Origin of the sequence: Parasynechococcus sp. (assembly GCF_042954245.1) — a bacterium.
GTDB lineage: Bacteria > Cyanobacteriota > Cyanobacteriia > PCC-6307 > Cyanobiaceae > Parasynechococcus.
Genome location: NZ_JBGKDP010000218.1, coordinates 1 through 22,493, shown reverse-complemented (window position 1 = coordinate 22,493; position 22,493 = coordinate 1). Strand labels below are relative to the sequence as shown.

Genomic DNA, 22,493 nt, shown 5'->3' with positions numbered 1-22,493 from the left:
ACAACCAGGGAGTAGTTGATCAGACGCAGGTAGTGGACGAAGTCGCGCTTGCACTTCTCCTTGCCTTCGGTGGCGCACTGGCGGGGCTGACGGCCGGTGGCACCGTTGGGGTACTGGGTGTAGACGGCGTCGACAGCGCGCTGAGCGATGGCGTCGTAGTTCTGAGCGATTTTCTCAGCAGCCTCGAGACGGGCGGCTGCACGCTGCAGGGAACCCTGCACAGACTCCAGGTCGGAGCTGGTGGGGAAACGGGAGCCGCTGTCTGCGGCGCCGATGACGGTGGTGAGAACGGACTTCATTGATTTAAAAGAAGGTTGTGCTTGAAAATCTCAGGCGGTTCAGCTGATGGCGTTGATCACCATGTCGAAGTAGGAAGCAGCCTCAGCGGAGAGTGCGTTGCAGTCGCCCTCGGTCACAGGCATCTTGCGCTTCTCACCAGTGGTGTTGTTGGTGTTGGTGATGTGCGCACAGGCGGAGGCCTTCATGATGGCCACAGCGCGGGAAGCGGAACCGGAAGGAACGCCCAGAGCGGCATAGGTCTCTCGCAGACCGTTCAGGCAGCGGTCCTGCAGCACGGAAGCGTCACCAGCCAGCAGGGCGTAGGAGACGTAGCGCATGATGATCTCAGCATCACGCAGGCAAGCAGCCATCTTGCGGTTGGTGTACACACCACCGTTGGGGGCGGTCAGGCCGGTGTTCTCGCAGCAGATGCCTGCAACGGAGTCGGACACCACGCAGGAAGCGTTGGCGGTGATGGCGTTCACGGCGTCCAGACGCTTGTTGCCTGCGGCGATAAATGCCTTCAGGTCGTTCAGCTGAGCGCCACCGATGAAGCTGCCGCTGGAATCAGCGGAAACAGCCTGCCTAGAGAATGCGTCGAGCATAATCAAATGCTTAGGAGAGGGAGGTAGATGCGATGCATCACCCCGGGACCGTACGCCGCTCACAAAGCCATGGGGGCAATTGCTTCAGGCTTCTCAATACAAATTTGCACTGCCAAAAAGAAAGAAAAACAAAAATGCGAAGTGGCTTTGATTTAGGAGAGAAGAAGTGCCACTTCACGACAGCTCCACTGCAGCGGCTGCCAGGGATGGCTGTGGCCGACCTCCTCTAACAGTGTTGTTTGATCCCGCAGCCCCAGCCGCAGGCAGCTCCAGGCGCCGGCGATTCGGGACTTCGCATATTGAGGTGCTGTTTCCGCCAGTGCCTCACGCACCAGGTCGCTGCGTTCATGAAGCTCTAGCAATCCGGTGCAGCTCGCCAGCAGGTAGTGGACGCCGTAGTCGCTGCCGAGGTTGGAGCGCAACGCATCGATCTGTTCCAGTTGCGCTGATCTGGGCAAAGCCACCAAGGCTTTGGCGGCGGCGTACTGGCGGGCTTCGTCCCGATGCTGCAATCCCTCCTTAATTGATTCGGGTTCAGCAGCGGTTTCGGGAATGCCGTCCAAGTTCAACTGTCTTGGATCGTCCTGAAGCAGCTCCTTCAACAGATCTGACGCATCAGGATCAATGACGCCCGCTTGGCTGGTGGCCATCTGAAACGCACTCTTGGCGCGCAGGGGCATTGAGACCGGGCAACGGATCAACGCCGCCAGGGCTTCGATCCGGCCCGCATCTCCCAGATCGATCACGGCGGCCCGTCGTCGTCCGGGGTTGTCATCCCGGAGCTGCTCAACAAGGGGTTGAAGGCCTTGCTGGTCGCCCAGCACCCGAACGGCATAGGCATGGGCCGCTCCCGCCACCAGGGGATTGATGTCGTTGCGGCAACGATCGATTTGGCTGCTGGCATTTTTCATGCCCAGCCGGCAGAAGGCCTGAAGCACCGCCCGGCGTTGGTTGTCAGGGCCCTGAAGCGCTTGCAGCAGTGCCGTTTGCTCCTCCTGATTTAGAGGTGTGTCCAGCCGGGCGATGGCATCAGCCGCATTGACGACGGTGGGTTCGTCATCGGCCTGCAAGGCGGCAAGAAGAACAGGAAGAGCCGAGCGGTTTTTGCGTCGGCCCAGGGCTTCGAGGGCCTTGCGCCGGGTGATGCGTTCGTAGAGATTGTCGGAGTCGTTGGCTCCGGCTGCCAGGAGTATCTGGAGGGACTCAGGGGATTGGCAGGCCCCAAGACGGGTCGCGGCGAGATATTTAAGGCCAGGATTCTTGAGCTCGGCGGGCGGCTTGAGCAACGTTTCCATTGCCGTCTCTTCACTTATTCCAGCGAAAAGAGTATCGAAGCGTTCGCTCATTGCCTATCAAGAATTTGAAGAAATCTGAGGATGGTTCATTTGGTCTATGATCCGCCCAGCTAAAGCTTAAGCCGAATGGCCGTCGCCGAAAGCGCAGCTCAAGAAATCCGTCGATTTGTTGAATTGCATCAATCCGGATCGGCATTGAATCAAATTGCCATGCTTGATGATCTCAATGCGTTGTTGAAGCAGGCTGGAAGCCCTTTGGCTGCCTCACTTATCCCGCTTGAGCAGGCGACGCGTCCCCCCAAGGTTCTGGTGGACTCGGGGTTGACAGAATCAAAGGTCCCCTGGCGAATTCTTCAGTGCCCGGGTGGTCCTTTGGTGCTGCAGATGATCTGTGAAAAAGTGAATTTCGCCCTTTGGATTCAGGAGTGTTGATGATGGCCAACTCAGAACTTGAGCGTTTCGTACAGGCGATTGCGGATGATCATGGGCTAGCCACGGGAATCAAAACGCTTGACTCCCATTACGATATTGTTGCCTACGCCAACATCCGCGGTTACTCGATCACATTGGTGGAATGGGGAAGATATCTGGCCATGGATTGGTTGCAGACTTCCGATGCCGATCTGGTCTCTGTTCACCGGACCGATCCAGCCCATTGGAGTTGGGCGTTCCGTCAATTGTCCCGCTGGCGTGCGCTGTTGATGGATGGTGCTGAATTGGAGGGAATGCTTGGCCCCGCAGATTTTGCCGTGACCCGGAATGAGTCCGTTGCCCAGTCGGCCAGTGCTCCTGCACTCACCCTGATGGATGCAGATAAAGATGCGGCTTTGGCGTCGTTCATCCAGCTCGTGAAAACACGGCCTGATCTGAAGGATCAAGTGAAATCAGCACGGAACCAAGATGAGGTGATTGGCTTGGCCCAAGCTCAAGGTTTTGCCATTGACTCGCTCACGTTGTTGCGGAGTTGGAGTCAGGTTTCTGACTTCAGCAAACCCACCTGGTTTGGCTGGTTTGATGGTTGATCGTTTCAGCTGATCTCCGCATAGCGGGTGCGTGTGGTCCCGCGTTTGGCCCAATAGGTCACCAGTGACTCGCCACCCGGTCGGGGAACTGCTGCTGTGGCACGCAGGATTTTGAAAGTGCGCCTTGGGCCCATTGGCCAGTTGCCCGCCGCTGCAATTTTTCGCACGCGTCCACCGATGGCTTCAATGCAACGCTCGAATTTTTCGAGGTGGGTTTGATCCACTGTTTCAAACATGAAATCGGTTCCTTCGCAAATCAGATGCTGCGACCGGATCCAGGTTTTCAGTTGTTTTTCGGCTTCAATTGCAGACATCGTCTAGCCGCTCAGACGAGGAGGTCGCTTATCACTGGAGCCAGTTCTGGTCCAGCTCGTTCCCAAGGTGAGCCACACGTTTGAACCGCAGCGGTCCATGTTCGGAGCCCCAGCGCTGCTCATCCGTGTCGGGGTCAAAGCCTCGATCGCGACTGATCCAGTCTGTGGCGTTGACATCCACTTCGCTGACCAAATACGTCAGCCGTCCATCCCGGGGAACCATGCAATTCTTACCGGGTTCCACTGCACCCAAGTATCGACCGGATTCAACCTCGCGAAAGTGCATCCCACAGCCACAACGTGGTTTCAGGGACTCAGGCTTAAGGCTGTTGAGGAGTTCAGGGCGTTGGCCTGCACCCGCCAGCCGGATGGGATCAGCGAATCCGTAGTTCTCAACGATAAAAATCTCACTTTCACCGGGGAACAAACGATGAATGCCTTGGCGGTAGGGCCGCCAAGGATCATGGTCATAACTTTGCTCTGAATAAAATCCAGGTGCTTTCAGAACATCCCAGGGAAGAGGGCGAAAAAAGATATTGATGTGAGCGAAATCCTTGGGATTTTCCTGAGACTGTTGGAGATTGCTGTAGTGCCCTGCGAGAGTCTTGGCGAAGAGGAGCAGAGCCTCGTTGTTGTCTGACATTGGCGTGGGATCAGCTGCTCAGGCGCCGCACTTCAGAAGCAAAGGACGTTTGCAACACACCTGATCCAGCCGATGTGCGGAGCACGGAGGAGCGGCAGCGAACATGTTCCGAGACAAACCAGATGCGTTCTTCGGCGATGGATTGCTCGTATTGCGTGGTGAGCAGAAATGTTCCGTCGTTGAGAAAGCTGTAGCTGGATTCCGCTGGCGCTGCTTCTGCATAGCCAACACTTCGAAGCAAAACTCCTTTGGTGTCATCGCTTGGGATGGGCACAATCAGGCATGAACCGGATGACACCTCATTGGGATCATCAGGTTCCCAATCGCTTTCGGCGGCCCAGGTCATTCGAAAAGGTGCCGAAACCCCTGATCCTTCACTCAAGCTCGACGATTGAATCAAGTCGTTGATATCTTTATCGGAAGCGTCAATACGTGATATTTGAACTTCACTGAGGACTTCTTCAAATTGCTGAAAAGCGAGGGAGTGGCCTGATCGCATCGATCGCCACGCTCCCTCGCTTTGAGCAACAAATTGCTCGATGTTCATTTGATGCTGGAGTCGGTCTCAGCCTTCAGATCAGGACGGCTGTTCTGCACCATGTTCACCATGGAGTCGATCATCATCGACATGGCAACAGGAACAGAGGACACAGAAGACTGAAAGCCCTGATTCGATCCCGGCTGGCTGTTGGTGGGTTGACGAAGGATGGGCATGATTCAAAGGCTGGCGGTTTCAGGAGACGAAATTTTCCTGGATTCACCGATTGGGTCCAGACGTTTCAGGCACTAATCATGACGGACTGACCCGGCCGCAAGGACCGGATCAGCACAAGGATTAAGCGTTCGCAATAGAAAGAATGTTTCCGCCCTGAGCCTGGATGCTCTGAATGGTGCGGGACAGGGAGGAGTAGCTCACGACCGAGCGCTGGGCAGAGCGACGCACGGCACCCAATTGAACGCGGGATGTCCAGAGGATTGTGAAGCGGTTGCCGCCACCAACTACTTTTCTGGTGCCAGCTGCTGTGGGATTCGAATTGGAGGCCAGGCTTACCTGCAGCACAGAGCCTTGATCGGCATCGAAGCCAGCGAAGCCAGGATCCATGGCCTGGTTGCGCTGGTAGGCCACGGTGCTTTCGCCGCCGACGCTCGTTTGGGTACGGGCGTAGGGAACGCTATCGATCCCGAAGTTGTTCAGATACTCGTCGCTGTAGGTGTAGCTGGCGATTTCGGCTTCGAAACCTTCGTCGGCCAGGCGACGCACGTGCTCACTGATTTCAGCCTGATCCCGGGGAGGACGACCCAGCAGGTGCTTGAAGTTCAGTTCAACGAAGCGGTAGGGGTTGTTCGTCTCGAGGAACAGCCGCCGGTAGCTCTCCGACTGAGCCAGTGCTGTGACCAGACCCTGAACAGTCAGGTCGCCGTTGATGAAGAGAGCTTCGATGGAGGGCTGAACGTCCAGCTCCATCAGGTGCCGGTTTCCGAAGACCTGCCGGTATACGGCACGAATGATGTCTTCAGCGTGGCTGCGATCTTGGTTGGCGGGTGTGGCCAGGGTGGTAGTAGTCATGGGTTGAGGGGAGGTGCGTCGAAAAGGGCCGGCATCGGAGTGAGGGTGATGGGCCCCTTAAGGGAAGGGGTGGTATGAAGCGGGTCGCGATGACCCGCTCGATCACATCACTTCGGTGATGGAGACGATCCGTCCGCCGCGGGCGTGGATGTACTTCATCTGGCTGCTCATGTCCTTGCCGGAGACGAGGTAACTCGCATTCGGCGTGCGCTGGCGTCCGCCGCGCGGCTGAGCCTGAACCACGATGCGGAAGCGCTTCGTGGTTGCAGCAGGGGATCCGGCCACAGCACCGTTCCGGTTGGTACGGCTCGTGGTGGTTCTCCAGCCACTGGGGACGGAGTTGGTGGCCATTGAGGTCACCAGAGATGCGCTATTGAGCACGGCATCGCTGGCTGCAAAACCTTCAGCCAGCGAGAGGTGACGGTTGAAAGCCACCTGTGCCCGACCTTCTTCGGTAAGGATGCGCATGTAGGGCACCGTGTCTTCACCGAAGCTGTTCTGGTACTCAGCGCTGTTGAGGTAGCTGTTGATTTCAGCTTCATAGCCGTCGTTGGCCAGGATCTGGATGTGCTCACTCAGTTCGGCCTGAGACTTGGGTGCCCGGCCCAGGAAGTGCTTGAAGTTGAGTTCAACGAAGCGATAGGGGGCGTTCGTTTCAAAGAAACGGCGGCTGTACTCGGGGGAGAGCGCGATCGCCCGCACTAGCTCTCTGGTGCTCAGATAGCCCTCGGCGAAACGGCTTTCAGCCGACATCGCGCGCTCCGACTCCATCAGATGGGGGTTGCCCATCACCTGGCGGTAGGTGGCACGAATCAGACCATTGATCTGATCAGCGGAGTCACCAGGGCAGCGTTGGAACACTTCCTGTTCCCGTTGTCCCAGGCCGAAACCGACGTAGGCGTCGTTGCGGATCGGGGTGGAATCTCCACCATCGCTGCTGGTGCGCTTCTTGGCAGCGAATTGCGCTGTGGTGCCCAGGCCGCTGGTCTGAGCGCCGCCGATGAAGCTGGCTCCGGAAGGCAGCTGGATGTAAGCAGTGGTGTTGCGTGCCAAGCCATTGGCAAGCTGGCTGCTGCTGCCGATGGCGCTGTCGCTGATGGCAAAGCCGCGTTCAAGCGTCGCCATGCGGGCGAAGCTGTTGTTGGGGATTCCAGCAGCGGAAGTGAAGGAGCGGGTGTAAGGCACCACGTCGTCACCAAACACTTCGGCGTATTCAGCTCCATCGACGATGAAATCGATCACGGCCTCGTAGCCGCCGCTCGCTAGCAGTGAAATGTACGTCGACATCTCGGCCTGATCCACTGGCGGTCGGCCCAGCAGGTGCTTGAGGTTCAGTTCGATGCCGCGCTGAGGCGCAACACCCTCGAAAAAGCGGGCTTTGTAGAAGGAGGTTTTGGCCAGGCCGCGAACGAAATCGCGGGTGGTGAGCTCGCCATTACCGTAACGGGCTTCCAGCTCAGCGGAACGCTCCTTGTCCATCACATGGGCATTACCATACACCTGGCGGTAGGCAGTACTGATGGCTGCGGCTAGAGCAGCGGAGTCGTCCGGTGCGTAGCGCTGCGCGGTGACGCCATGGGGGCAATCCTCATGATTGCGGGGCCCGATGGCGATCTTCATCGAAGCGCAGGATTGGCGTAGAAATTCGCCGTTGCTCAGGGCCGCTTTGGCGGCTGCGTTGCGGGTCCGGCTGAAGGAGACGGGACCATCGTTGAGGGAAGCGGCGCCGAAGCCCTGTGAGGCAGACATGGTGGGAGGCGGGTGAGGGGAGGAAGGGTGTTGCGGAGTGAGTTCGAATCAGAGGCGGCGATGCGGGGTCATGCGCAAACGCCCGGGCAGCCGCCTTTCTGATTGATCAGCGAACTCAGTTCACAGGAGTGATGCTGGCGATCTTGCCGCCTTCGGCATGGATGCGCTTGAATTGCTCAGAGAGCTTGTCGAAGGGCACGAAGTACACCCGGTTGGAGCGGGTGTAGCGGGAGATCCGGCGCACGTTGTTAGCGCTGTAACCGGTGACTTCCACCCGGTATGTCTTGCCTTGTTCGCCGGCACCCACGCCATGGCGGGTGGGGGCGTCCTGCAGGTTCCTGGAGGGACGGAAGCTCCAGCCGGTGGCTTTGGTGGAGGAGGGGGGCACCACCGCCATCGGGCGGTTCTGGTAAGCGTTGCCGCCGAGCTTGCTGCTGATCCCGGAAAGATCGCCTTTCAGGCTGCTGCTGCTGTTGCCACGCAGCAACTGGAAGCTCCAGGTGAACTCCTGCAGGGTGGTGCAGGATTCGGTCTTCCAGCCCCGCTGGAAGGGAACGGTCCACTCGCCGTAGGTGTCCTGGTAGTCGGCGCTGTCGATGAAGCTGTCGATGTCGGCTTCGTAGCCGTGGCTGTCGAGCCGCTCGGCGTGAGCACGCATCTCATTGAAGTCTACGGGGGCGCGTCCCAACAGGTGGCGGAAAGCCAGCTCGATGTAGCGGTAGCGGGAGCAGGCGTCGAAGAAGCGATCGCGGTACAGCTCGCTCTTAGCGATGCGTCGGACCAGTTCTCTCACGCTGATTTCGCCCAGCTTGAACTGGGACTCAGCGACGAGCTGGCGCTCGCTCTCCATCACGTAGGCATTGCCCAGCACCTGTTTGTAGACGACGCGAATGATTTGTTCCTTCTTGGCATCGTCATCACCAGGGATGAGTTCAAGAGGAGCTTCGCTCTCTTGCGAGAAATGCTCGACCCCGAGAAGAGAGGCAGGACCGAAGGGCATGGACAACCTGACGTGTGCGTCACGCCATGGTTATCCAGAAGTGGTGGCCTGGAGCGGGTTCTTTATAAAGCTCAATCAAATGTGTCCGAATGTTGCGTGACATAACGATTCGGCCCCCTGTTTTCGGGTGGTGGATCGGGGTAATCCGCGTCACGACAAGGATTCGAGGCTGTCGCGGGTTGTGCTCCGCGTCAGAGGGTTCCAGCAGTCGAGTTCTTCGAAGGGGCGGGCCAAGAGCGCATCACGCTGCTCATTGAGTCCTATGCTGAACGAGAAATCGGCTCCTTTGATCGATTCCGCGCTGTCCAGTCCTGCTTCGGAGAGGTCGGCACCGCGAAAGTCGGCGAAGTCCAGCTGGCATGTGCCGAAGCGAGTCCCACGGCACATGGCACCCCGCAAGATCGCGTGGCGAAGATCCGATCCCACCAGTCGAACGCTGTCCATCAGGACACCACTCAGGTCAGCTCCGCTGAGATAGGCCCCCATCAGCACGGCGCCACGCAGATCCATACCGCGCAGGTCGGTGCTGTTCAAGAAGACGCCACTCAGCTTGGCTTTGGGGCCAACGGCACCGCTGTTGAACAGATCAAAGCCATCCGGCACGCGGGTGCTTGCGTCGTAGCGCGCCAGGCGCAGGTCGGCCCCCTCCAGCCGACAGCTGGTGAGGTCGGCTTCTCTGAGATCAGCGCGACAGAGGTTAGCGCCCCGCAGGTCGCTGTTCTCAACGGTCACTCCCCTCCAATCGGCGCCCCGGGCATCAACCGCGCCATCCAGGGACCCTGAGGCCAGGGTCTGTTCCGGCGGCTGCCAGGTGTCCAGATTCAGGGGGTTGGAAAGCGCCGTCAAGGAAGTTAGCTGCGAAGCATTGAGAAGGCGATGGTAAGGACCACACGACCCAGCTCGAATCCGCCGACAACCGCCAGGCCCAGCCAGAGCTTGAGGGCGAAGGCAGGAGGTTGGCCATTCACCCAGGTCGAAGACATCTCAAGCTGCTGCATCTGAGCGGCCTGGTCGCTGGGAGCTCGATCCTGTAATGCATCCCGCCAGTCGGCCCCGTAGCGCGGGAATTGCTGGTAGATCGGGGTCTCACCAAGGGATCGACCCGGCAACACCCGCGAGCGTTGCTGAGGAACCAGGTCGTAGCCGAAGCTCTCCATGTATTCAGGGCTGTCGAGCACCGCATCGACAAAGGCTGTGAAGCCCTTTTCGCCGATCACGATCGACCAGGCACGGCGTTCGGCGCCGCCATGGGTCGGGCGGCCGAGCACGCGTCCCACCACCTGATCCACCATCCGGTAGTTGGAGCTGCATTGGTAGTAGCCCTGCTGGAAGCGTTCCGACAGCAGCAGGCCTCGGATGAAATCCCGCACCGTGATGTTGCCGCTGCGGAGTTGTGATTCCAGGAATGGTTCGCGATCACTTTGCATCGCATGGAAGAAGACCTGGCGGTAGGCTTGTTCGATCACGGCATCCATGCCGCTGCGGCTGGTGTCGTCACCTGCAGCAGAGGAGGGATAGAGCTGGCTCTGAACCGTGCTGTTGTCTCCGGCGAGATTGCTCACCCGACCGTTCTGCGTGCTGAGCGGGTACCCAAGGAGCGGGATGGCCATGGCGTGCGCCGTGAGTAGAAATACTTTCCGGAAATCTTCCCTTGAACAAACCGTTTTCAGGCAAGCTTCTTATCAGCTCTTAACTGCAGTTTTGTTGAGCTGATCTCTCAGGTGTTGGAAGCAGTCGCTGATCAACTGTTGGTCGTTCGATCGCGAGACCCCTTCCAGGGCATGCTCTTTGAGCTGACTTAGGGCGATATTCATCCCCTTGATGGGCACGTTCATTCGTCTGTACAGCTCCCTCAGGGCGGCCATGCCGCTCGGGTTTGTAAAGCAGCTCTGGTTGCAGGCCACCGCGTAGATGATCACGCGTAGAAAGTTCCAGCAGTCGCGCCAGCAGGTCTCTGCCCTGTCCTGCGGGTGAAGAGCCCCGCCTGGTTGCACCAGATGCGGCTGGGTTTCCAGCAGATGTCCCCGTGCTTGGTTCACCAGTTGATCCGATCGTTGGATCAGGCTGTCGGGGAGCGATCCATCAATGTTGGAGACCTGGCAGATCGTTGCGAGCTCCTCGGTCGTGAGCTGGCGTTGGGCTTGATCAGCACGCTCAAGAATGCTGCGCGTGGCCTGCGGCAAATCTTGGTTGATGCTCAATCCTTGAACCTGTGCGGTCTGCACCAGGGTCTTGAAGTCGGTGTTTTGAAGGTTCAAGGGTTGACGCTCGCCACCGGTGTGGCAATCAGCCAGCCGTGGCGTTCCAGGTAAAAAGCCCACACCAGGTCGTCCCCCAACCCAGGGCAACGGGTGATGGCTGCTTCCGTGAGTTCTGTTGGTACCCCCAACTGCGACAACAGCCAGCCGACGGCGTCTGGACTTGAGGCCGTTGCTGTACGGATGGCAGATCCCACCACCCAGGTTAGGCGGGTGTCCTTGAGATCCCCATTGCTTTCTTCGCAAGCCAGCAGAAGGTTGCCCGCCGTGGTGTGTTGATCAAATGTCTCCTGCCAGAGCGCGATGTTTTCATCACGGAGGTTGATCCGAAAACAGCCATCTCCCACCGGTAGATTCAGTTCACCGCTGCTGCCGGCCTGATTCTGCAGGCCGACAATTCTCGGATCTGCCAGTGCGCTCATCAAGAAACGCTGTTCAATTCGAATGTAACCAGTGTCCAGGAATTTCCTCCGTCCAGTTAGAGGTTCGTGGGAATCGACATGGATCGGCTGTCATCCCCCGAAGGCTCCTGTCAGGAGTGGTTGTCGGAGGGCACCTCTGAGGATTTCTTTTTCAGTACACCGGTGATGGTGGCAAGAGCAAACATGGCAAGCAGAGCCAAGCCCAGGGTAAGGCTGGCGCCCTGAGCGGCTCCTGCTCCGACGGCCACGAGGATCGAATCGCTGATCAGCACGCTGATCAGCAGAGCTGGAGCAAAGAGACGCCAGTGGGTGTGGCTGATCCCGATGGCATAGCTGAGGAAATCAAACAGCCCGGTCATCAGCAGGCCTGTCATCAAAAAGAAGTTGCCTTCTAGCTGGTTCTTGCTGAAGTCATCGATGCGTTTCATCGCGCTGGCCCCCACAAGACGGCTGACTGGTCTGCGTCCCCAGCAGCGGGCGATGAAGAAGGCCGCGCTGCAGAACACCAGGTCCGACAGGATGATCGTGAGGTAGCCCGCTTTGAAGCCCAGCAGCGAGCCGGCCAGTAGGGAATACACCGAACTCGGCAGCGCCGGCAGGATGATGCTGACTCCCCGCAGCAGGAATAGGCCGAGTGGGGCCCAAATGCCCATATCATTCATGGCGCTCTGTAGCGGTGCGATGCCGTATCGCTGCAGATAAACGACGGCAATAATGAAGACGGCGACCCAGGCGCTGACCTTCAGCCCTGTCTTCAGCCTGGACATCCCTTCAACCGCTCGAAAGCCCTGGGGAATGTAGGCCAGTCGTGGATTTCCCCAGGGCCGTGGACACGAAGCTCAGCATCGATACCATCAGCGAAATTTCTCAACACGAGGCCAGCCCGGTGACCACCACCTCCCCGCGCACCGCGTTCGAGCAACAGCTGTGCACCCACCTGCTCAGTCTCAGTGAAGTGGTGGAAACGCTGGCGGATCGTTCTGCTCCTGGCCAGCGAAGAGAAGGTGCGGATGCTTCGGGATCGTCTGACCCCAGGCGAGGTCATGGAGCTTCATGCTGATTCCCACGTCGAGGATGCTTCAGCAGCGCACGATCACGAGATCTCAGAAACCCCTGAGATGGAGATGGACGACGACCGAGTCGAGGACGAGGCCTTCAGTGACGAGACCCTCAGCGATGACACGGAATATGTGAATGATCCTCAGATCGATCTGCTCTCCGCCTGATCAGGCCAGCTCCAGCAGCCTGATCCGGAAGGCGGCCACCTGGCGTGCCATGTCCGGGGAACTGATCAAAAAGGGGTGATCGGCCATCGCCTCGAGCACGGCTTCGAGATGCTCCTCCTGGCTGAGCTCAGCCTTGCTGCTGCCTCGCAGTTGCTTCCAGGTGCGGTCAAACACCATGGCGAAACTGTCTGCGTTATCGAAAACGCGATCTGTGCCTGCATCCAGGGAGATGAATGACACGGCAGTTTTGGCATCGATGTGATGCCAGGACCCAGATTTGAACTGGGGACACGGCGATTTTCAGTCGCCTGCTCTACCAACTGAGCTATCCCGGCGCGTCGCCGAAGCGACAACAGAATCTTAAATCACCGCCTGCGCTCTCTTGCGGGGGTTCGACCCAGGCAGATCAATCCAGCCACGCGATGACCAGTTCCTTCAAGGGTCTGACGGGCTGCCAACGCGGTGGACCCGGTCGTGAGGATGTCGTCCACGAGCCAGACCGAGCTGAGCGCCAGAGGATGGGAGAGGGGGCAGGCCTGGAACGCGTCCCTCAGGTTGGTTTGGCGTTGGTGTTTGTTCAGGTGGTGTTGGCTTACCCCGGCACGGGTGCGGTGCAGCAGCTCTGCCGTCAGTCGGTCCAATCCCATGGCGATGCGCTGCGGTAGGGGGTTGGATCGTTGCCGCTTCCAGCTTGGAATATGCACCAGCACTGCTGTTGCAGGCAGGCTCAAGCTGTTCGACGGCAACTGAACCAAGGAAATGGCAGGAAGCCCTTGAGCCCTTGCAACGGGAGATCTAGTGCGTTGAGGCACGTGGTGCAGGGAGCCGTCGGTGGCAGTGGGCTGTCCCAGGGTCCATCACAGATCGGGCAACGGGGCTCCATCAGCAGGGTTTGGGCAAAGGCTGGGAGCGCGCGATGCACAGCAGGTCGGTCGTTGCAACGAGGGTTTCACCGCTGGGCCGAATCGGTCCGAGATTCAGGTGCCTTCTTTGGGCATCGCCCGCAGCATGGCCACCAAGGTGCGGTGGGCGTCTTCGCTGTCGGTGAGGGTGTGATCGAAGGCAATGCTGACGCTTGCGCCATCCACCTCCAGTTCCATGGTTTCTGCTTTTACAGACACCATGCGTGCTGCAGCGGCATTGCTGACGCCGCCGTAGTGCTTGGCGTAGGCGAGCACCGCTTCGGTATGGTCGTCATTCATGTGTTTGCAGATCCGTGTGCTGACGGCATCAGTAAGGGGGGCTGCAGGCATTGGGATCAAACAGGTGAGTGCAATCTTTGCAGTGATCGGCTCAAGCGAAGCGCTCGATCAACAAAAGGCCGAGGCGAATGCCACTGAAGCCCACATACCCGGCCAGCACGACGAAAAGGCCGATGGCCAGAACATCGCGGAGATTGGTGGGCATGGGGCTTGGGCGTGATGTCGGAATTCTCACCCGACCAGTGCCTGTTGGGCCAGTCGCGCCACCCCTGCAGCGGGGGGGGTGTGGCAACTCGTTACCGCGCACCCGAGGCGGCGTTCCCGCAGCCGTCGCCATTGGGGATTGCGCGCTCCACCGCCGATGCTGATGATCCGTCTGGGTGCGGCAGCACCCAGCTCGTTCAGGCGGTGCCAACCCTGCGCTTCGATCTCGGCAAGACCTTCGAGCAGTCCATGCAGGTAGAGGGCATCACTCACTGGCCGTGGCTCAAGCACCGGCAGCCGCTCTGGATCATCCACAGGAAACCGTTCCCCCGGGGCGGGAAGCGGCCGCAGGCGGAGTCCGCTATCGGTGTCCGGGTTGATCTGGCGGCTCAGTTCGCTGAGTTGGTCGTCGCTGTAGAAACGCCGCAGCACACCGGCCCCTGCATTGGAGGCGCCTCCACAGAGCCAGCGTCCACCCACGCGATGGCTGGTCATCCCCGGGGCGTGCAGGGGCGTCTCGGTGAAGCACTTCATCACCAGCGTGGTCCCCAGCACGGTGATCCCATCTTCGGGACCGGGATCTGCGGCGAGCACGGCGGCATTGGAATCCGTTGTTCCGGCAACGATGATCAGATCGTCCGCCAGGCCCAAGGCCTTGGCCTGTTCCGGTGCGATCGCCCCGAGAATGCTGCCGCTGCGACGGATCTCGGGGAGTGCCTGCTGCCAGGGCTGTTCGGCAAAACGGGCTGGCCAGCTGTTGGTGATCAGATCCCAACCCAGACGCAGGTTGTTGCCTTCTTCCCCCCAGCGCCAATCGTTCAGCAGCCATCCGCTGATCCAGTCGGCCTGATGCCGCAGCAGGATCGCCTCGCCATGGCGGTTAAGGAGCCGCAAGGCCCGGGCCAGGCTGCCGCTGCAGCTGGCGGCCGGACTACTGGGATCCACCAAAGGCTTCAGGGCTGACTGCAGCTCAGGGCAGCTCTGGGAATAGGCCAGTGCTTTCCCCAGTGGGGAACCATTACGATCACAGGCCAGCAGCGTGCCGGAGGTGCCATCTACGGTGAGCGCTTTCAGCTGAGATCGTAGCTGGGCAGGGATCGCCCTGATCAGACTGCCACAGCCTTCGCGCCAGCTGTGGGGGTTGGAGAAGTCTCCGCCGTAGGCCTGGGATCTGCTGTCGAGAAGCGTGCCGTTACCGGCCATAACGGCTGTGCGGATTCCGCTCGTGCCCAGGTCGATTCCGAGCACCAGCGGCGAATCCGTCATGGCTTCAGGCCGCGGCGACCTGCTTCAGCTCCTGGCTTTTCGCTGTCACGTCTTCCCAGGGAGCGTCGAGGTCGTTGCGTCCGAAATGGCCGTAAGCAGCAGTGTCCTGATAGAAACGACCGCCCCGTTGCTGGGGAAGGTTGCGCAGACCGAAGGTCTCGATGATGGCGCCGGGGCGCAGATCGAAGTGCTCCTGCACCAAGGCGGTGAGGGCATCGTTGGCCAGTGCGCTGGTGCCGAAGGATTCCACCAGGATCGACACGGGCTTGGCCACGCCGATGGCGTAGCTCAGCTGTACTTCGGCCCGTTCGGCGAGCCCTGCGGCCACAAGGCACTTGGCCAGATAGCGCGCGGCGTAGGCGGCCGAACGGTCCACTTTGGTGGGGTCCTTGCCAGAGAAAGCACCACCGCCGTGGCGAGCATAGCCGCCATAGGTGTCCACGATGATCTTGCGGCCGGTGAGGCCAGCATCGCCCTGAGGGCCGCCCACCACGAACTTGCCGGTTGGGTTCACCAGATACTTGGTGGCCTCGCGGGAGGGCTTGAGGGCCAGATCGGCGGTTGCCGGCTCCACCACATGGGTCCATAGGTCTTCGGTGATGCGCTCGCGGATGCCCTGCTCATCACTGATCCCATCAACTTCAGCGGTGTGCTGAGTGGAGATCAGGATTGTGTCGATCGAGACGGGCTTGTCGTTTTCGTAGACGACGCTCACCTGGGTTTTGCCATCGGGAAGCAGGTAACCCAGGGTTCCGTTGTGGCGTACTTCGGCCAGGCGGCGCGACAGACGGTGGGCCAGGCTGATTGGTAACGGCATCAGCTCGGGTGTCTCGTTGCAGGCGTAGCCGAACATGATTCCCTGGTCGCCGGCACCCACCAGATCCAGGGGATCACCGGCGTGGTCGTCGGCCTCGTTAACGCCCTGGGCGATGTCGGGGGACTGTTGATCGAGAGCCACCAGCACCGCACAGCTGTTGGCATCGAAACCACCGGCCCGGGCGCCGCTGTAACCGATCTCCTTGATCACATTGCGCACCAGGTGGATAAAATCCACCTGCGCCTTGGAGGTCACCTCACCGGTGATCATGCAGAGGCCAGTGTTCACCACGGTCTCGCAAGCCACGCGGCTGGCGGGATCCTGGGCCAGCAGAGCATCCAGAACGGCGTCACTCACCTGGTCGCAGATCTTGTCGGGATGCCCTTCCGTGACGGACTCGGACGTAAAGACGTAACGGCTCATTCAGCGCTCCAGATCGCGCGACTTTACGCGGCTCTGCTGAGGGCGAGGTCGTTCCAGTGCTGGAGCAGATGCCGTGCTGATGGCAGCTCCGGAGGACGACTCCAGCCACCGATGAATCCGATCACGCCGCCGATGCCGGCCTCAAGGGCCATCTGCAGGTCGGTCTCCGCATCGCCAACCAAGGCACATCGTTGGGGTGGCAGGCCAAGCCTGTCGCACAGCTCCAGGACGGCTTGTGGATCGGGTTTGCGCGGATGGTCGTCCGCACTCCAGATGCCGGCAACGCCTGCACTGAGCTGATGGTGGATCAGGAAGTCCTCAATGCCGGATCGGGTGTCGTTGCTGATCACAGCAGCGGTCACGCCTTGCTGGTGCAGATCCCCCAGCAGTTGTCCTGCACCGTTAATCAACGGGCTTGGGGTTGTGTCGATCAAGCTGCTCTGCTCAACCGCGTCGAAGCAGGTGTGGGCCATGGCGAGCGCCTGGGGCCATGAGCAGCCCAGCAGACAGAACACCGTTGCGGTCGAGGCGATGTTGTCTTGCCTGGAGGCAACCGCCAGGGTTCCGCCAGGATCGAGCAAGCCGCTATCAACACCGAACGCTCTGCGCAGGGTGTGGCTCAGCTCAGAGGATTTCAGCGCAGGGGCCAGATCTTGAGCAATCTCGATGGCTGTGTTGATGCGTGCGTCCGCCAATGCCAGCAGATGCGGCTCGCTATGGGAAAGGGTGCCGTCCTTATCGAACAGCACTCCTTGGAAATTGCCGATGGGATCTCCCTTCAGCAGGAGTTGGCCCATCAGGCTCAGATCATCATGGAGCTGATCGGATCCTCGCCCTCTTCGGCCTGCTCCATCAGCATCTGCTTGTAGCGAGCAGCCATTTCCTCGGCCTTTTCGAACACCTTCTGGGGGTCGGTGAGCATGTCACCCGGTTCGGGTTCAAGGGCCTTGGTTGACAGGGAGATCCGGCCGCGCTCGGCATCCAGATCAATAATCATCACTTTCATCTGATCATTCACATTCAGCACCGAGTGGGGGGTCTCGATGTGCTCGTGGCTGATTTCGGAAATGTGTAGCAGACCGCTGACACCACCGATGTCGATGAAGGCGCCGTAAGGCTTGATGCCGCGGACGGTACCCACCACAACTTCGCCAACCTCCAGGCGATTCATCTTCCGCTCCACCAAGGCGCGGCGGTGGCTGAGCACCAGGCGGTTGCGCTCTTCGTCCACCTCGAGGAATTTCAGAGGCAGGAAGTCGGCGACCAGTTCCTCCTTCGGCTTGCGGGTGCTGATGTGGGAGCCGGGGATGAAGCCCCGCAGGCCTTCAACACGCACCAGGGCACCACCACGGTTGGTGGCAAACACCTCGGAGTAGATGGTGGCGTCTTCCTTTTGGAGCTGGCGAACCCGCTCCCATGCGCGCGGGTACTCGATCCGACGGATCGACAGCGCCAGCTGACCATCCTCGTTCTCCTCACTCATGATGAAGAACTCACGAATCTCGCCTGGGGCAAGAACGTCGCTCAGACCCTCGACCCGATTGATCGACACCTCTTGCAGAGGCATGAAGGCTGCCGTCTTGGCGCCGATGTCGATCATGGCGCCCTTCGATTCCAGGGCGAAGACCGTGCCGTTGACGATGTCGCCAGGCTTGAAGTTGTAGTCGTACTTGCTGAGGAGAGCCGCGAACTCATCCAGGGTGAACCCGGCGGAGTCCAGGCTGCGACTGGCGGCGCGGCTGCTTGGATCATCCGCGGTGGGGACGTCTTCAGGGATGCTCAGGTCCTCACCCTCAAACGCCGGTTCGGCGGCGGCGGTTTCTGCAGAGGCTTCTGTGGCGTTCGCGTCCTGAACTTGATCCTGGATCTGTTCTTCTGTCGGAGTCGCAGACATGGGGGGCTGGCGGTCTACCTCAGGTGGGTAGTTCGAAAAAGTCGCATGGAACGCCCGCCGACGTTTCACGGAGAAACACTGACTTTACAGACTTGACCGACGGCTTGAGCGCAGCGATTCAACGCACTGGTTCAACGAACGGTGGCCAGATGGTTCTGTTCCTGATCGGCGTTCAGTGTTTCTAGGGTCGACATGAAGTCGTCAATGCCACGGAACTGGCGATAGACGGATGCGAAGCGGATGTAAGCCACTTCGCTGATTTGCTTGAGATCCCTCAGCATGAATTCACCGATCTCAGTACTGCTGACTTCCTTGCCGGTGCGTTGCTGGAGTTTCAGTTCGAGTTCCTCAACGAGGGATTCGAGCCGAGAGGTGTCCAGGCCAGTTTTCTCGCAAGCTCGATTCAAGCCATGCAGTAACTTGCTGCGACTGAAGATTTCCCGGTTGCCGTTGCGTTTGATCACCGTGATCGGAACGGTTTCCACTCGCTCATAGGTGGTGAAGCGAAACTCACAGTTGAGGCATTCACGCCGTCGTCTCACGCTGCGTCCACCGTCGGCTGCCCTGGATTCGAGAACGCGACTATCTGTGTTTTGGCAGGAGGGGCACTGCATCCCCGAGGGCATTAATAAGCTGCACCAACTGTAGACAGTGATTTGAGACTTGAGAAGGATCTTGTGGACATCAGTCTCATTTGAGGATTCCGCCGACGGCTGTTGCTGACTTGAGACTGCTGTGATCCGCTCGTGTCGGCGAGACCGGCTTGCGACAGTGGGTGATGGAAAGCACAAAAAAACCCCGCCTCGGCGGGGTTTCGAGGGATCAAATCACTTACCGATTTTCGGCGGATCGCGGAAGGCGATTGCGAAGAAGAGGGTGGCAATCGCGAGGGTAAGGATGAGGACGTAAGCGAAGCTTTCCATCGTGTTGTTCCTGAAGGGCGATCAGTTGAGGGGAGTTCCAGCGGGGGGAACGTAGCCCTCGGGCAGGCGACGGGTGGTTTTGTCACCGAGCTTGGCGAAGAGGCCGAACTCCACCTGATCTCCGAGGTCGGGATCAATACCAGCGAACACATCGCGGTACAGGGTGCGGGCACCGTGCCAGATGTGGCCGAAGAAGAACAGCAGCGCGAAGGTGGCATGGCCAAAGGTGAACCAGCCGCGCGGCGAGCTGCGGAACGTACCGTCGGAGTTGTAGGTCTCACGGTCGAAGTCGAAGGCTTCGCCCAGTTGAGCTTTACGGGCAAGACGCTTCACGTCGGCAGGGTCGGTGAAGGTCTGGCCATCCAGAGCACCGCCAAATACCTTGGCGGTCACGCCCTGCTGCTCGAAGGAGAACTTAGCTTCCGCACGACGGTAGGGAATGTCGGCACGGACAATGCCCTGCTCATCTTCCAGAACGACGGGGAAGTTCTCGAAGAAGTTCGGCAGGCGACGAACTCCAAGGTTGCGACCTTCTTTATCGCTAAATGCGATGTGGCCAACCCAAGCGGTTGCCAAGCCATCACCATTAACCATTGGACCCACGCGGAACAAACCCCCTTTGGCAGGGCTGTTGCCGACGTAGTCGTAGAAGGCGAGCTTCTCAGGGATGGCCTCGAAGGCCTCTTGCTGGGTAGCTCCATCGTCCATCGCGGTTTGCACACGACGGTTGATTTCAGTTTTGAAGTAGCTCTGATCCCACTGGTAACGAGTGGGTCCAAACAGCTCGACGGGGGTTGCAGCAGACCCGTACCACATGGTTCCGGCCACGATAAAGGCGGCGAAGAACACGGCTGCGATGGCGCTGGCCAGGACGGTCTCAATGTTGCCCATCCGAAGCGCTTTATAGAGGCGCTCGGGCGGACGCGTGGTGATGTGGAAAATGCCTGCAATGATGCCGACGATGCCAGCAGCGATGTGGTGGGCAACGATGCCACCAGGGTTGAAGGGGTTGAAGCCTTCAGGTCCCCACGACGGTTGAACGGCCTCGAGATGGCCGGTTAGCGCATAAGGATCAGAGATCCACATGCCGGGCCCAAAGACGCCAGTCAGGTGGAAAGCACCGAAGCCGAAGCAGCCGAGGCCAGCAAGTAGCAGGTGAATGCCGAAAATCTTCGGCAGGTCGAGGGCGGGTTCGCCTGTGCGGGGGTCCTGCCAGATCTCGAGATCCCAATAGGTCCAGTGCCAGATGGCGGCCAGCATCATCAGGCCGGAGAAAACGATGTGAGCGGCAGCGACGCCCTCGAAACTCCAGAAACCGGGGTCAACACCCGTTTCGCCGGTGATGCTCCATCCACCCCAGCTACCGGTCACGCCAAGGCGGGACATGAAGGGCATCACAAACATGCCCTGACGCCACATCGGGTTCAGGACAGGGTCGGACGGATCGAAAATGGCCAGCTCGTAGAGAGCCATGGAGCCGGCCCAGCCGGCTACGAGGGCTGTATGCATGAGGTGCACAGCCAGAAGGCGGCCCGGGTCATTAATGACAACGGTGTGCACCCGATACCAGGGCAATCCCATGGGTCAGGTTCGGGGGACAAGACTGCTTATGCAGCCAGACATGGGCGATCGTAAGGGCTTCAGTTCATGGGGCGGGGGAAAAGTGACCTGCCCGCAATGGTCAGTGACATGAAAGTCAGGGCCCTGTTGTTCACAAAACGCAACGCTTCGGCCCATGATGGGGATTGGTTGCCTGTGAGCTCATGCCCGTTATCCGTTTTGTTCGCGAAGGGCGTGATGTGGAGTGTTACCCCGGCGAAAATCTGCGTGAGGTGGCCCGGCGCGAGGGCATCGAGCTCTACGGCTTGAAGGGGCAGCTTGGCAACTGCGGTGGCTGTGGCCAATGCATCACTTGCTTCGTTGCCGTGGTCGATGAAGACAACGCCGATGCGCTGACGGCACGCACCGCCGTCGAAGACAGCAAGCTGCGCCGTCGACCCCAGGAGTGGCGTCTAGCATGCCAGGCCCTGGTGGAGAAGTCCGTCATGGTGCTTACCCGGCCTCAAGTGAAGCTCCCCAATGCTGATTCGAGATTGGCTGCTGCCAGGCAGGCGCCTCTGCCGGCGGGGCCCACGGCATGGCCTGTGCCCCTGGTGAGTGAGCTTGATGAGGAGGATCAGGATGGGGCCGATGGCGACAGCCCCCCGGATGCCAAGGCTGCTACTGCCGGTGACGAGGTCTGGGGAGACGCTCCCCAGACCTCTTGTCGGTGATACCTTCGCCTGGAACCCTCTAACGGCCATGGAAACCAACGATCTCGGATTCGTCGCCAGCCTCCTATTCATCCTGGTTCCGGCGATCTTCCTGATCGTGCTCTACATCGGCACGCAGAATAAAGAGGCTTGATTCAGCCTTGTTCAGGCTCACGCACCAGAAGCACAGGGGCTGGTGCGTGCACTCGGATGTAGTCGCTGACTGATCCACCCAGCAGCTTGTCCAAATCCACCAGTCCTCTGGCAACAAGAGGCCGTCGGTCCTGAGAGGCGATGACCACCAGGTCGGCGTTGCACTCCGATGCAGCCAGGCAAACGCTGCGACCGATGTCTTTCCCTTCGGTGTGAATGGCTTTCATCTCAACGCCGAACCCCCTGGCCCGATGAACAGCGGCGTCGAGAACCTCGTCCGCTTTCGTCCGACCCCCCCGGGAGGGTGCAGATTCCTGGCGAACGACATGAACACCGGTGAGGGTTCCGCCAGGGGTTTCACGCACCAGTTCGCAGGCCGTGCGCAGGGCGTCGTCCCCCACACCTGTTCCGTCGATCGTCACCATCACGCGGTTGACATGTTTGACGTAGAGGTCGTCCCTCACCAGAAGCATCGGCCGCGTGGATAGTTGAAAGACGTATTGGCTGGTGCTGTTGGCCAGAATCGATTGAAGGCGGCCCAGCCCGCGGGATCCCATCACGATCAGGTCGGCCTGAACCTCATCGGCAACCTTGAGAACGGTCTGCTTGGTGTCGCCCTCGCGAATCATGGTGCTCACGCTTGATGGGCTGAGTCCCATGCGCGTGATTGCGCTATTCAAGAGGTTTTCTGCTTCGTCGCGATGGCCGTCGGATTGCGACTTGCTCTGTTCCGAGACCACATGCAGCAAATTGATTTTTGCGGCCTTCAGGCTGGGAATGTCCTGGAGCATCCGGATCATTTCTTCGACGTGACCCTTGCCCGAGTCGGCAATCAGAAGGTTCCTGAACACAGGGAGATGAAGCAGCCTTTGCGCAAGCCTATGGGTGGTTTCCTCCGTGGAGAGAAGCTGATGTCACAGCGTTACGCGGATCATGTACACCTTGACCAAGCGTGTGCTCCCGCAGCACACCGATTACG

31 protein-coding genes, 1 tRNA gene and 1 pseudogene are annotated in these 22,493 nt (G+C 59.6%); 7 read left to right on the top strand and 26 right to left on the bottom strand.

Features of this window, described 5'->3' with window-relative positions; translation table 11 throughout:
* The 3 genes and pseudogenes from mpeA to ACGVJ8_RS09990 form a co-directional block, all read right to left on the bottom strand.
* Window positions 1–299 (bottom strand): annotated as a pseudogene (gene mpeA, locus ACGVJ8_RS10000) (class 2 C-phycoerythrin subunit alpha); the annotation flags it as partial.
* A gap of 39 nt (window positions 300–338) precedes the next feature.
* A complete protein-coding gene (locus ACGVJ8_RS09995; RefSeq protein WP_392347714.1) occupies window positions 339–884 on the bottom strand; it encodes a bleomycin hydrolase in 546 nt (181 codons plus the stop codon).
* A 152-nt stretch (window positions 885–1,036) separates the two neighbouring features.
* Window positions 1,037–2,179, bottom strand: a complete 1,143-nt coding sequence (locus tag ACGVJ8_RS09990) for a HEAT repeat domain-containing protein (protein ID WP_392347712.1) — start codon at window positions 2,177–2,179, stop codon at window positions 1,037–1,039.
* Between the two features lie 126 nt (window positions 2,180–2,305).
* On the opposite strand from ACGVJ8_RS09990, the gene ACGVJ8_RS09985 reads away from it, so the two are divergent.
* Window positions 2,306–2,611 carry a hypothetical protein gene (locus ACGVJ8_RS09985; protein ID WP_392347710.1) on the top strand — a complete coding sequence of 102 codons (306 nt, stop codon included), beginning with the start codon at window positions 2,306–2,308 and terminating at the stop codon, window positions 2,609–2,611.
* A gap of 2 nt (window positions 2,612–2,613) precedes the next feature.
* Window positions 2,614–3,201, top strand: coding sequence for a Nif11-like leader peptide family natural product precursor (locus ACGVJ8_RS09980; RefSeq protein WP_392347708.1), 588 nt, complete (start codon window positions 2,614–2,616; stop codon window positions 3,199–3,201).
* 5 nt (window positions 3,202–3,206) lie between these two features.
* On the opposite strand, the gene ACGVJ8_RS09975 is transcribed toward ACGVJ8_RS09980, so the two are convergent.
* The 12 genes from ACGVJ8_RS09975 to ACGVJ8_RS09920 form a co-directional block, all read right to left on the bottom strand.
* Window positions 3,207–3,515 carry a CpeR family transcriptional regulator gene (locus tag ACGVJ8_RS09975; protein WP_392347706.1) on the bottom strand — a complete coding sequence of 103 codons (309 nt, stop codon included), beginning with the start codon at window positions 3,513–3,515 and terminating at the stop codon, window positions 3,207–3,209.
* Window positions 3,516–3,546: 31 nt separating this feature from the next.
* Complete coding sequence (locus ACGVJ8_RS09970; RefSeq protein WP_392347704.1) at window positions 3,547–4,158, bottom strand: chromophore lyase CpcT/CpeT; 612 nt, start codon at window positions 4,156–4,158, stop codon at window positions 3,547–3,549.
* A 10-nt stretch (window positions 4,159–4,168) separates the two neighbouring features.
* Window positions 4,169–4,705, bottom strand: a complete 537-nt coding sequence (locus ACGVJ8_RS09965) for a phycobiliprotein lyase (protein WP_392347702.1) — start codon at window positions 4,703–4,705, stop codon at window positions 4,169–4,171.
* The gene (locus ACGVJ8_RS09960) at window positions 4,702–4,872 is read right to left on the bottom strand and encodes a hypothetical protein (RefSeq protein WP_392347700.1); all 171 of its coding nucleotides are present in this window, start codon (window positions 4,870–4,872) and stop codon (window positions 4,702–4,704) included. Before ACGVJ8_RS09960 ends, ACGVJ8_RS09965 begins: the two co-directional genes overlap by 4 nt.
* 121 nt (window positions 4,873–4,993) lie before the next feature.
* Window positions 4,994–5,725: a phycobilisome rod-core linker polypeptide gene (locus tag ACGVJ8_RS09955; protein WP_392347698.1), complete on the bottom strand. Its 732-nt coding sequence runs from the start codon at window positions 5,723–5,725 to the stop codon at window positions 4,994–4,996.
* 102 nt (window positions 5,726–5,827) lie between these two features.
* Window positions 5,828–7,474, bottom strand: a complete 1,647-nt coding sequence (locus ACGVJ8_RS09950) for a phycobilisome rod-core linker polypeptide (RefSeq protein WP_392347696.1) — start codon at window positions 7,472–7,474, stop codon at window positions 5,828–5,830.
* Between the two features lie 115 nt (window positions 7,475–7,589).
* Complete coding sequence (locus ACGVJ8_RS09945) at window positions 7,590–8,474, bottom strand: phycobilisome linker polypeptide (protein ID WP_392347694.1); 885 nt, start codon at window positions 8,472–8,474, stop codon at window positions 7,590–7,592.
* Window positions 8,475–8,624: 150 nt separating this feature from the next.
* Window positions 8,625–9,320 (bottom strand): pentapeptide repeat-containing protein, encoded by a 696-nt coding sequence (locus ACGVJ8_RS09940; protein ID WP_392347692.1) that lies wholly within the window; start codon window positions 9,318–9,320, stop codon window positions 8,625–8,627.
* 5 nt (window positions 9,321–9,325) lie between these two features.
* Entirely contained in the window at window positions 9,326–10,084 is a 759-nt protein-coding gene (locus ACGVJ8_RS09935; RefSeq protein ID WP_392347690.1) for a phycobilisome rod-core linker polypeptide, read from the bottom strand.
* 72 nt (window positions 10,085–10,156) lie between these two features.
* Window positions 10,157–10,732 carry a phycobilisome polypeptide gene (locus tag ACGVJ8_RS09930; RefSeq protein ID WP_392347688.1) on the bottom strand — a complete coding sequence of 192 codons (576 nt, stop codon included), beginning with the start codon at window positions 10,730–10,732 and terminating at the stop codon, window positions 10,157–10,159.
* Window positions 10,729–11,154: a hypothetical protein gene (locus ACGVJ8_RS09925; protein ID WP_392347686.1), complete on the bottom strand. Its 426-nt coding sequence runs from the start codon at window positions 11,152–11,154 to the stop codon at window positions 10,729–10,731. The genes ACGVJ8_RS09930 and ACGVJ8_RS09925 overlap by 4 nt, the downstream gene beginning before the upstream one ends.
* A gap of 110 nt (window positions 11,155–11,264) precedes the next feature.
* Window positions 11,265–11,921: a TVP38/TMEM64 family protein gene (locus tag ACGVJ8_RS09920; protein WP_392347684.1), complete on the bottom strand. Its 657-nt coding sequence runs from the start codon at window positions 11,919–11,921 to the stop codon at window positions 11,265–11,267.
* Window positions 11,922–12,104: 183 nt separating this feature from the next.
* Here ACGVJ8_RS09920 and ACGVJ8_RS09915 point away from each other — a divergent pair, with 183 nt between their 5' ends.
* Window positions 12,105–12,380, top strand: a complete 276-nt coding sequence (locus ACGVJ8_RS09915) for a hypothetical protein (RefSeq protein ID WP_392347682.1) — start codon at window positions 12,105–12,107, stop codon at window positions 12,378–12,380.
* Here ACGVJ8_RS09915 and ACGVJ8_RS09910 read toward each other — a convergent pair whose 3' ends face one another.
* Together ACGVJ8_RS09910 and ACGVJ8_RS09905 are read right to left on the bottom strand one after the other, a co-directional pair.
* Window positions 12,381–12,620, bottom strand: coding sequence for a hypothetical protein (locus ACGVJ8_RS09910; RefSeq protein WP_392347680.1), 240 nt, complete (start codon window positions 12,618–12,620; stop codon window positions 12,381–12,383).
* 22 nt (window positions 12,621–12,642) lie between these two features.
* Window positions 12,643–12,715: transfer RNA gene (locus ACGVJ8_RS09905), tRNA-Phe, on the bottom strand.
* Window positions 12,716–12,802: 87 nt separating this feature from the next.
* Here ACGVJ8_RS09905 and ACGVJ8_RS09900 point away from each other — a divergent pair.
* Window positions 12,803–13,045 carry a hypothetical protein gene (locus tag ACGVJ8_RS09900; RefSeq protein ID WP_392347678.1) on the top strand — a complete coding sequence of 81 codons (243 nt, stop codon included), beginning with the start codon at window positions 12,803–12,805 and terminating at the stop codon, window positions 13,043–13,045.
* A 312-nt stretch (window positions 13,046–13,357) separates the two neighbouring features.
* Here ACGVJ8_RS09900 and ACGVJ8_RS09895 read toward each other — a convergent pair whose 3' ends face one another.
* From ACGVJ8_RS09895 to psbB, 8 genes are all read right to left on the bottom strand, one after another.
* Window positions 13,358–13,633, bottom strand: coding sequence for a DUF2470 domain-containing protein (locus tag ACGVJ8_RS09895; protein WP_392347676.1), 276 nt, complete (start codon window positions 13,631–13,633; stop codon window positions 13,358–13,360).
* Window positions 13,634–13,813: 180 nt separating this feature from the next.
* Window positions 13,814–15,052, bottom strand: a complete 1,239-nt coding sequence (locus tag ACGVJ8_RS09890; RefSeq protein ID WP_392347674.1) for an FGGY-family carbohydrate kinase — start codon at window positions 15,050–15,052, stop codon at window positions 13,814–13,816.
* A gap of 4 nt (window positions 15,053–15,056) precedes the next feature.
* The gene (gene metK / locus ACGVJ8_RS09885) at window positions 15,057–16,292 is read right to left on the bottom strand and encodes a methionine adenosyltransferase (protein WP_392347672.1); all 1,236 of its coding nucleotides are present in this window, start codon (window positions 16,290–16,292) and stop codon (window positions 15,057–15,059) included.
* 23 nt (window positions 16,293–16,315) lie between these two features.
* On the bottom strand, window positions 16,316–17,089 hold the full coding sequence (locus tag ACGVJ8_RS09880; protein ID WP_392347670.1) for an HAD family hydrolase: 774 nt from the start codon (window positions 17,087–17,089) through the stop codon (window positions 16,316–16,318).
* A 5-nt stretch (window positions 17,090–17,094) separates the two neighbouring features.
* Window positions 17,095–18,186, bottom strand: coding sequence for a 30S ribosomal protein S1 (locus ACGVJ8_RS09875; RefSeq protein WP_392347668.1), 1,092 nt, complete (start codon window positions 18,184–18,186; stop codon window positions 17,095–17,097).
* A 131-nt stretch (window positions 18,187–18,317) separates the two neighbouring features.
* Window positions 18,318–18,800, bottom strand: a complete 483-nt coding sequence (gene nrdR, locus ACGVJ8_RS09870; RefSeq protein ID WP_392347666.1) for a transcriptional regulator NrdR — start codon at window positions 18,798–18,800, stop codon at window positions 18,318–18,320.
* A gap of 213 nt (window positions 18,801–19,013) precedes the next feature.
* Entirely contained in the window at window positions 19,014–19,109 is a 96-nt protein-coding gene (locus ACGVJ8_RS09865) for a photosystem II reaction center protein T (protein WP_011128841.1), read from the bottom strand.
* Between the two features lie 21 nt (window positions 19,110–19,130).
* The gene (gene psbB, locus ACGVJ8_RS09860; protein WP_392347663.1) at window positions 19,131–20,690 is read right to left on the bottom strand and encodes a photosystem II chlorophyll-binding protein CP47; all 1,560 of its coding nucleotides are present in this window, start codon (window positions 20,688–20,690) and stop codon (window positions 19,131–19,133) included.
* Window positions 20,691–20,872: 182 nt separating this feature from the next.
* Here psbB and ACGVJ8_RS09855 point away from each other — a divergent pair, with 182 nt between their 5' ends.
* Window positions 20,873–21,382, top strand: a complete 510-nt coding sequence (locus ACGVJ8_RS09855) for a 2Fe-2S iron-sulfur cluster-binding protein (protein WP_392347661.1) — start codon at window positions 20,873–20,875, stop codon at window positions 21,380–21,382.
* Window positions 21,383–21,410: 28 nt separating this feature from the next.
* Complete coding sequence (gene psbM / locus ACGVJ8_RS09850) at window positions 21,411–21,515, top strand: photosystem II reaction center protein PsbM (protein ID WP_115022976.1); 105 nt, start codon at window positions 21,411–21,413, stop codon at window positions 21,513–21,515.
* 1 nt (window position 21,516) lies between these two features.
* Here psbM and ACGVJ8_RS09845 read toward each other — a convergent pair whose 3' ends face one another.
* Entirely contained in the window at window positions 21,517–22,314 is a 798-nt protein-coding gene (locus ACGVJ8_RS09845) for a universal stress protein (RefSeq protein WP_392347715.1), read from the bottom strand.
* On the opposite strand from ACGVJ8_RS09845, the gene ACGVJ8_RS09840 reads away from it, so the two are divergent.
* Window positions 22,216–22,493, top strand: a 278-nt coding sequence (locus ACGVJ8_RS09840; protein WP_392347717.1) for a hypothetical protein, incomplete at its 3' end; no start/stop codon positions are given. The two genes, ACGVJ8_RS09845 and ACGVJ8_RS09840, sit on opposite strands and share 99 nt — an antisense overlap.

Bases quoted from the DNA above. Each gene is read 5' to 3' on its own strand.
- ACGVJ8_RS09995 (WP_392347714.1), bottom strand. From the start codon at position 884: ATGCTCGACGCATTCTCTAGGCAGGCTGTTTCCGCTGATTCCAGCGGC.
- ACGVJ8_RS09990 (WP_392347712.1), bottom strand. From the start codon at position 2,179: ATGGAAACGTTGCTCAAGCCGCCCGCCGAGCTCAAGAATCCTGGCCTT.
- ACGVJ8_RS09985 (WP_392347710.1), top strand. From the start codon at position 2,306: ATGGCCGTCGCCGAAAGCGCAGCTCAAGAAATCCGTCGATTTGTTGAA.
- ACGVJ8_RS09980 (WP_392347708.1), top strand. From the start codon at position 2,614: ATGGCCAACTCAGAACTTGAGCGTTTCGTACAGGCGATTGCGGATGAT.
- ACGVJ8_RS09975 (WP_392347706.1), bottom strand. From the start codon at position 3,515: ATGTCTGCAATTGAAGCCGAAAAACAACTGAAAACCTGGATCCGGTCG.
- ACGVJ8_RS09970 (WP_392347704.1), bottom strand. From the start codon at position 4,158: ATGTCAGACAACAACGAGGCTCTGCTCCTCTTCGCCAAGACTCTCGCA.
- ACGVJ8_RS09965 (WP_392347702.1), bottom strand. From the start codon at position 4,705: ATGAACATCGAGCAATTTGTTGCTCAAAGCGAGGGAGCGTGGCGATCG.
- ACGVJ8_RS09960 (WP_392347700.1), bottom strand. From the start codon at position 4,872: ATGCCCATCCTTCGTCAACCCACCAACAGCCAGCCGGGATCGAATCAG.
- ACGVJ8_RS09955 (WP_392347698.1), bottom strand. From the start codon at position 5,725: ATGACTACTACCACCCTGGCCACACCCGCCAACCAAGATCGCAGCCAC.
- ACGVJ8_RS09950 (WP_392347696.1), bottom strand. From the start codon at position 7,474: ATGTCTGCCTCACAGGGCTTCGGCGCCGCTTCCCTCAACGATGGTCCC.
- ACGVJ8_RS09945 (WP_392347694.1), bottom strand. From the start codon at position 8,474: ATGCCCTTCGGTCCTGCCTCTCTTCTCGGGGTCGAGCATTTCTCGCAA.
- ACGVJ8_RS09935 (WP_392347690.1), bottom strand. From the start codon at position 10,084: ATGGCCATCCCGCTCCTTGGGTACCCGCTCAGCACGCAGAACGGTCGG.
- ACGVJ8_RS09925 (WP_392347686.1), bottom strand. From the start codon at position 11,154: ATGAGCGCACTGGCAGATCCGAGAATTGTCGGCCTGCAGAATCAGGCC.
- ACGVJ8_RS09920 (WP_392347684.1), bottom strand. From the start codon at position 11,921: ATGTCCAGGCTGAAGACAGGGCTGAAGGTCAGCGCCTGGGTCGCCGTC.
- ACGVJ8_RS09900 (WP_392347678.1), top strand. From the start codon at position 12,803: ATGACCAGTTCCTTCAAGGGTCTGACGGGCTGCCAACGCGGTGGACCC.
- ACGVJ8_RS09895 (WP_392347676.1), bottom strand. From the start codon at position 13,633: ATGCCTGCAGCCCCCCTTACTGATGCCGTCAGCACACGGATCTGCAAA.
- ACGVJ8_RS09890 (WP_392347674.1), bottom strand. From the start codon at position 15,052: ATGACGGATTCGCCGCTGGTGCTCGGAATCGACCTGGGCACGAGCGGA.
- metK (WP_392347672.1), bottom strand. From the start codon at position 16,292: ATGAGCCGTTACGTCTTTACGTCCGAGTCCGTCACGGAAGGGCATCCC.
- ACGVJ8_RS09880 (WP_392347670.1), bottom strand. From the start codon at position 17,089: ATGGGCCAACTCCTGCTGAAGGGAGATCCCATCGGCAATTTCCAAGGA.
- ACGVJ8_RS09875 (WP_392347668.1), bottom strand. From the start codon at position 18,186: ATGTCTGCGACTCCGACAGAAGAACAGATCCAGGATCAAGTTCAGGAC.
- nrdR (WP_392347666.1), bottom strand. From the start codon at position 18,800: ATGCAGTGCCCCTCCTGCCAAAACACAGATAGTCGCGTTCTCGAATCC.
- ACGVJ8_RS09865 (WP_011128841.1), bottom strand. From the start codon at position 19,109: ATGGAAAGCTTCGCTTACGTCCTCATCCTTACCCTCGCGATTGCCACC.
- psbB (WP_392347663.1), bottom strand. From the start codon at position 20,690: ATGGGATTGCCCTGGTATCGGGTGCACACCGTTGTCATTAATGACCCG.
- ACGVJ8_RS09855 (WP_392347661.1), top strand. From the start codon at position 20,873: ATGCCCGTTATCCGTTTTGTTCGCGAAGGGCGTGATGTGGAGTGTTAC.
- psbM (WP_115022976.1), top strand. From the start codon at position 21,411: ATGGAAACCAACGATCTCGGATTCGTCGCCAGCCTCCTATTCATCCTG.
- ACGVJ8_RS09845 (WP_392347715.1), bottom strand. From the start codon at position 22,314: ATGATCCGGATGCTCCAGGACATTCCCAGCCTGAAGGCCGCAAAAATC.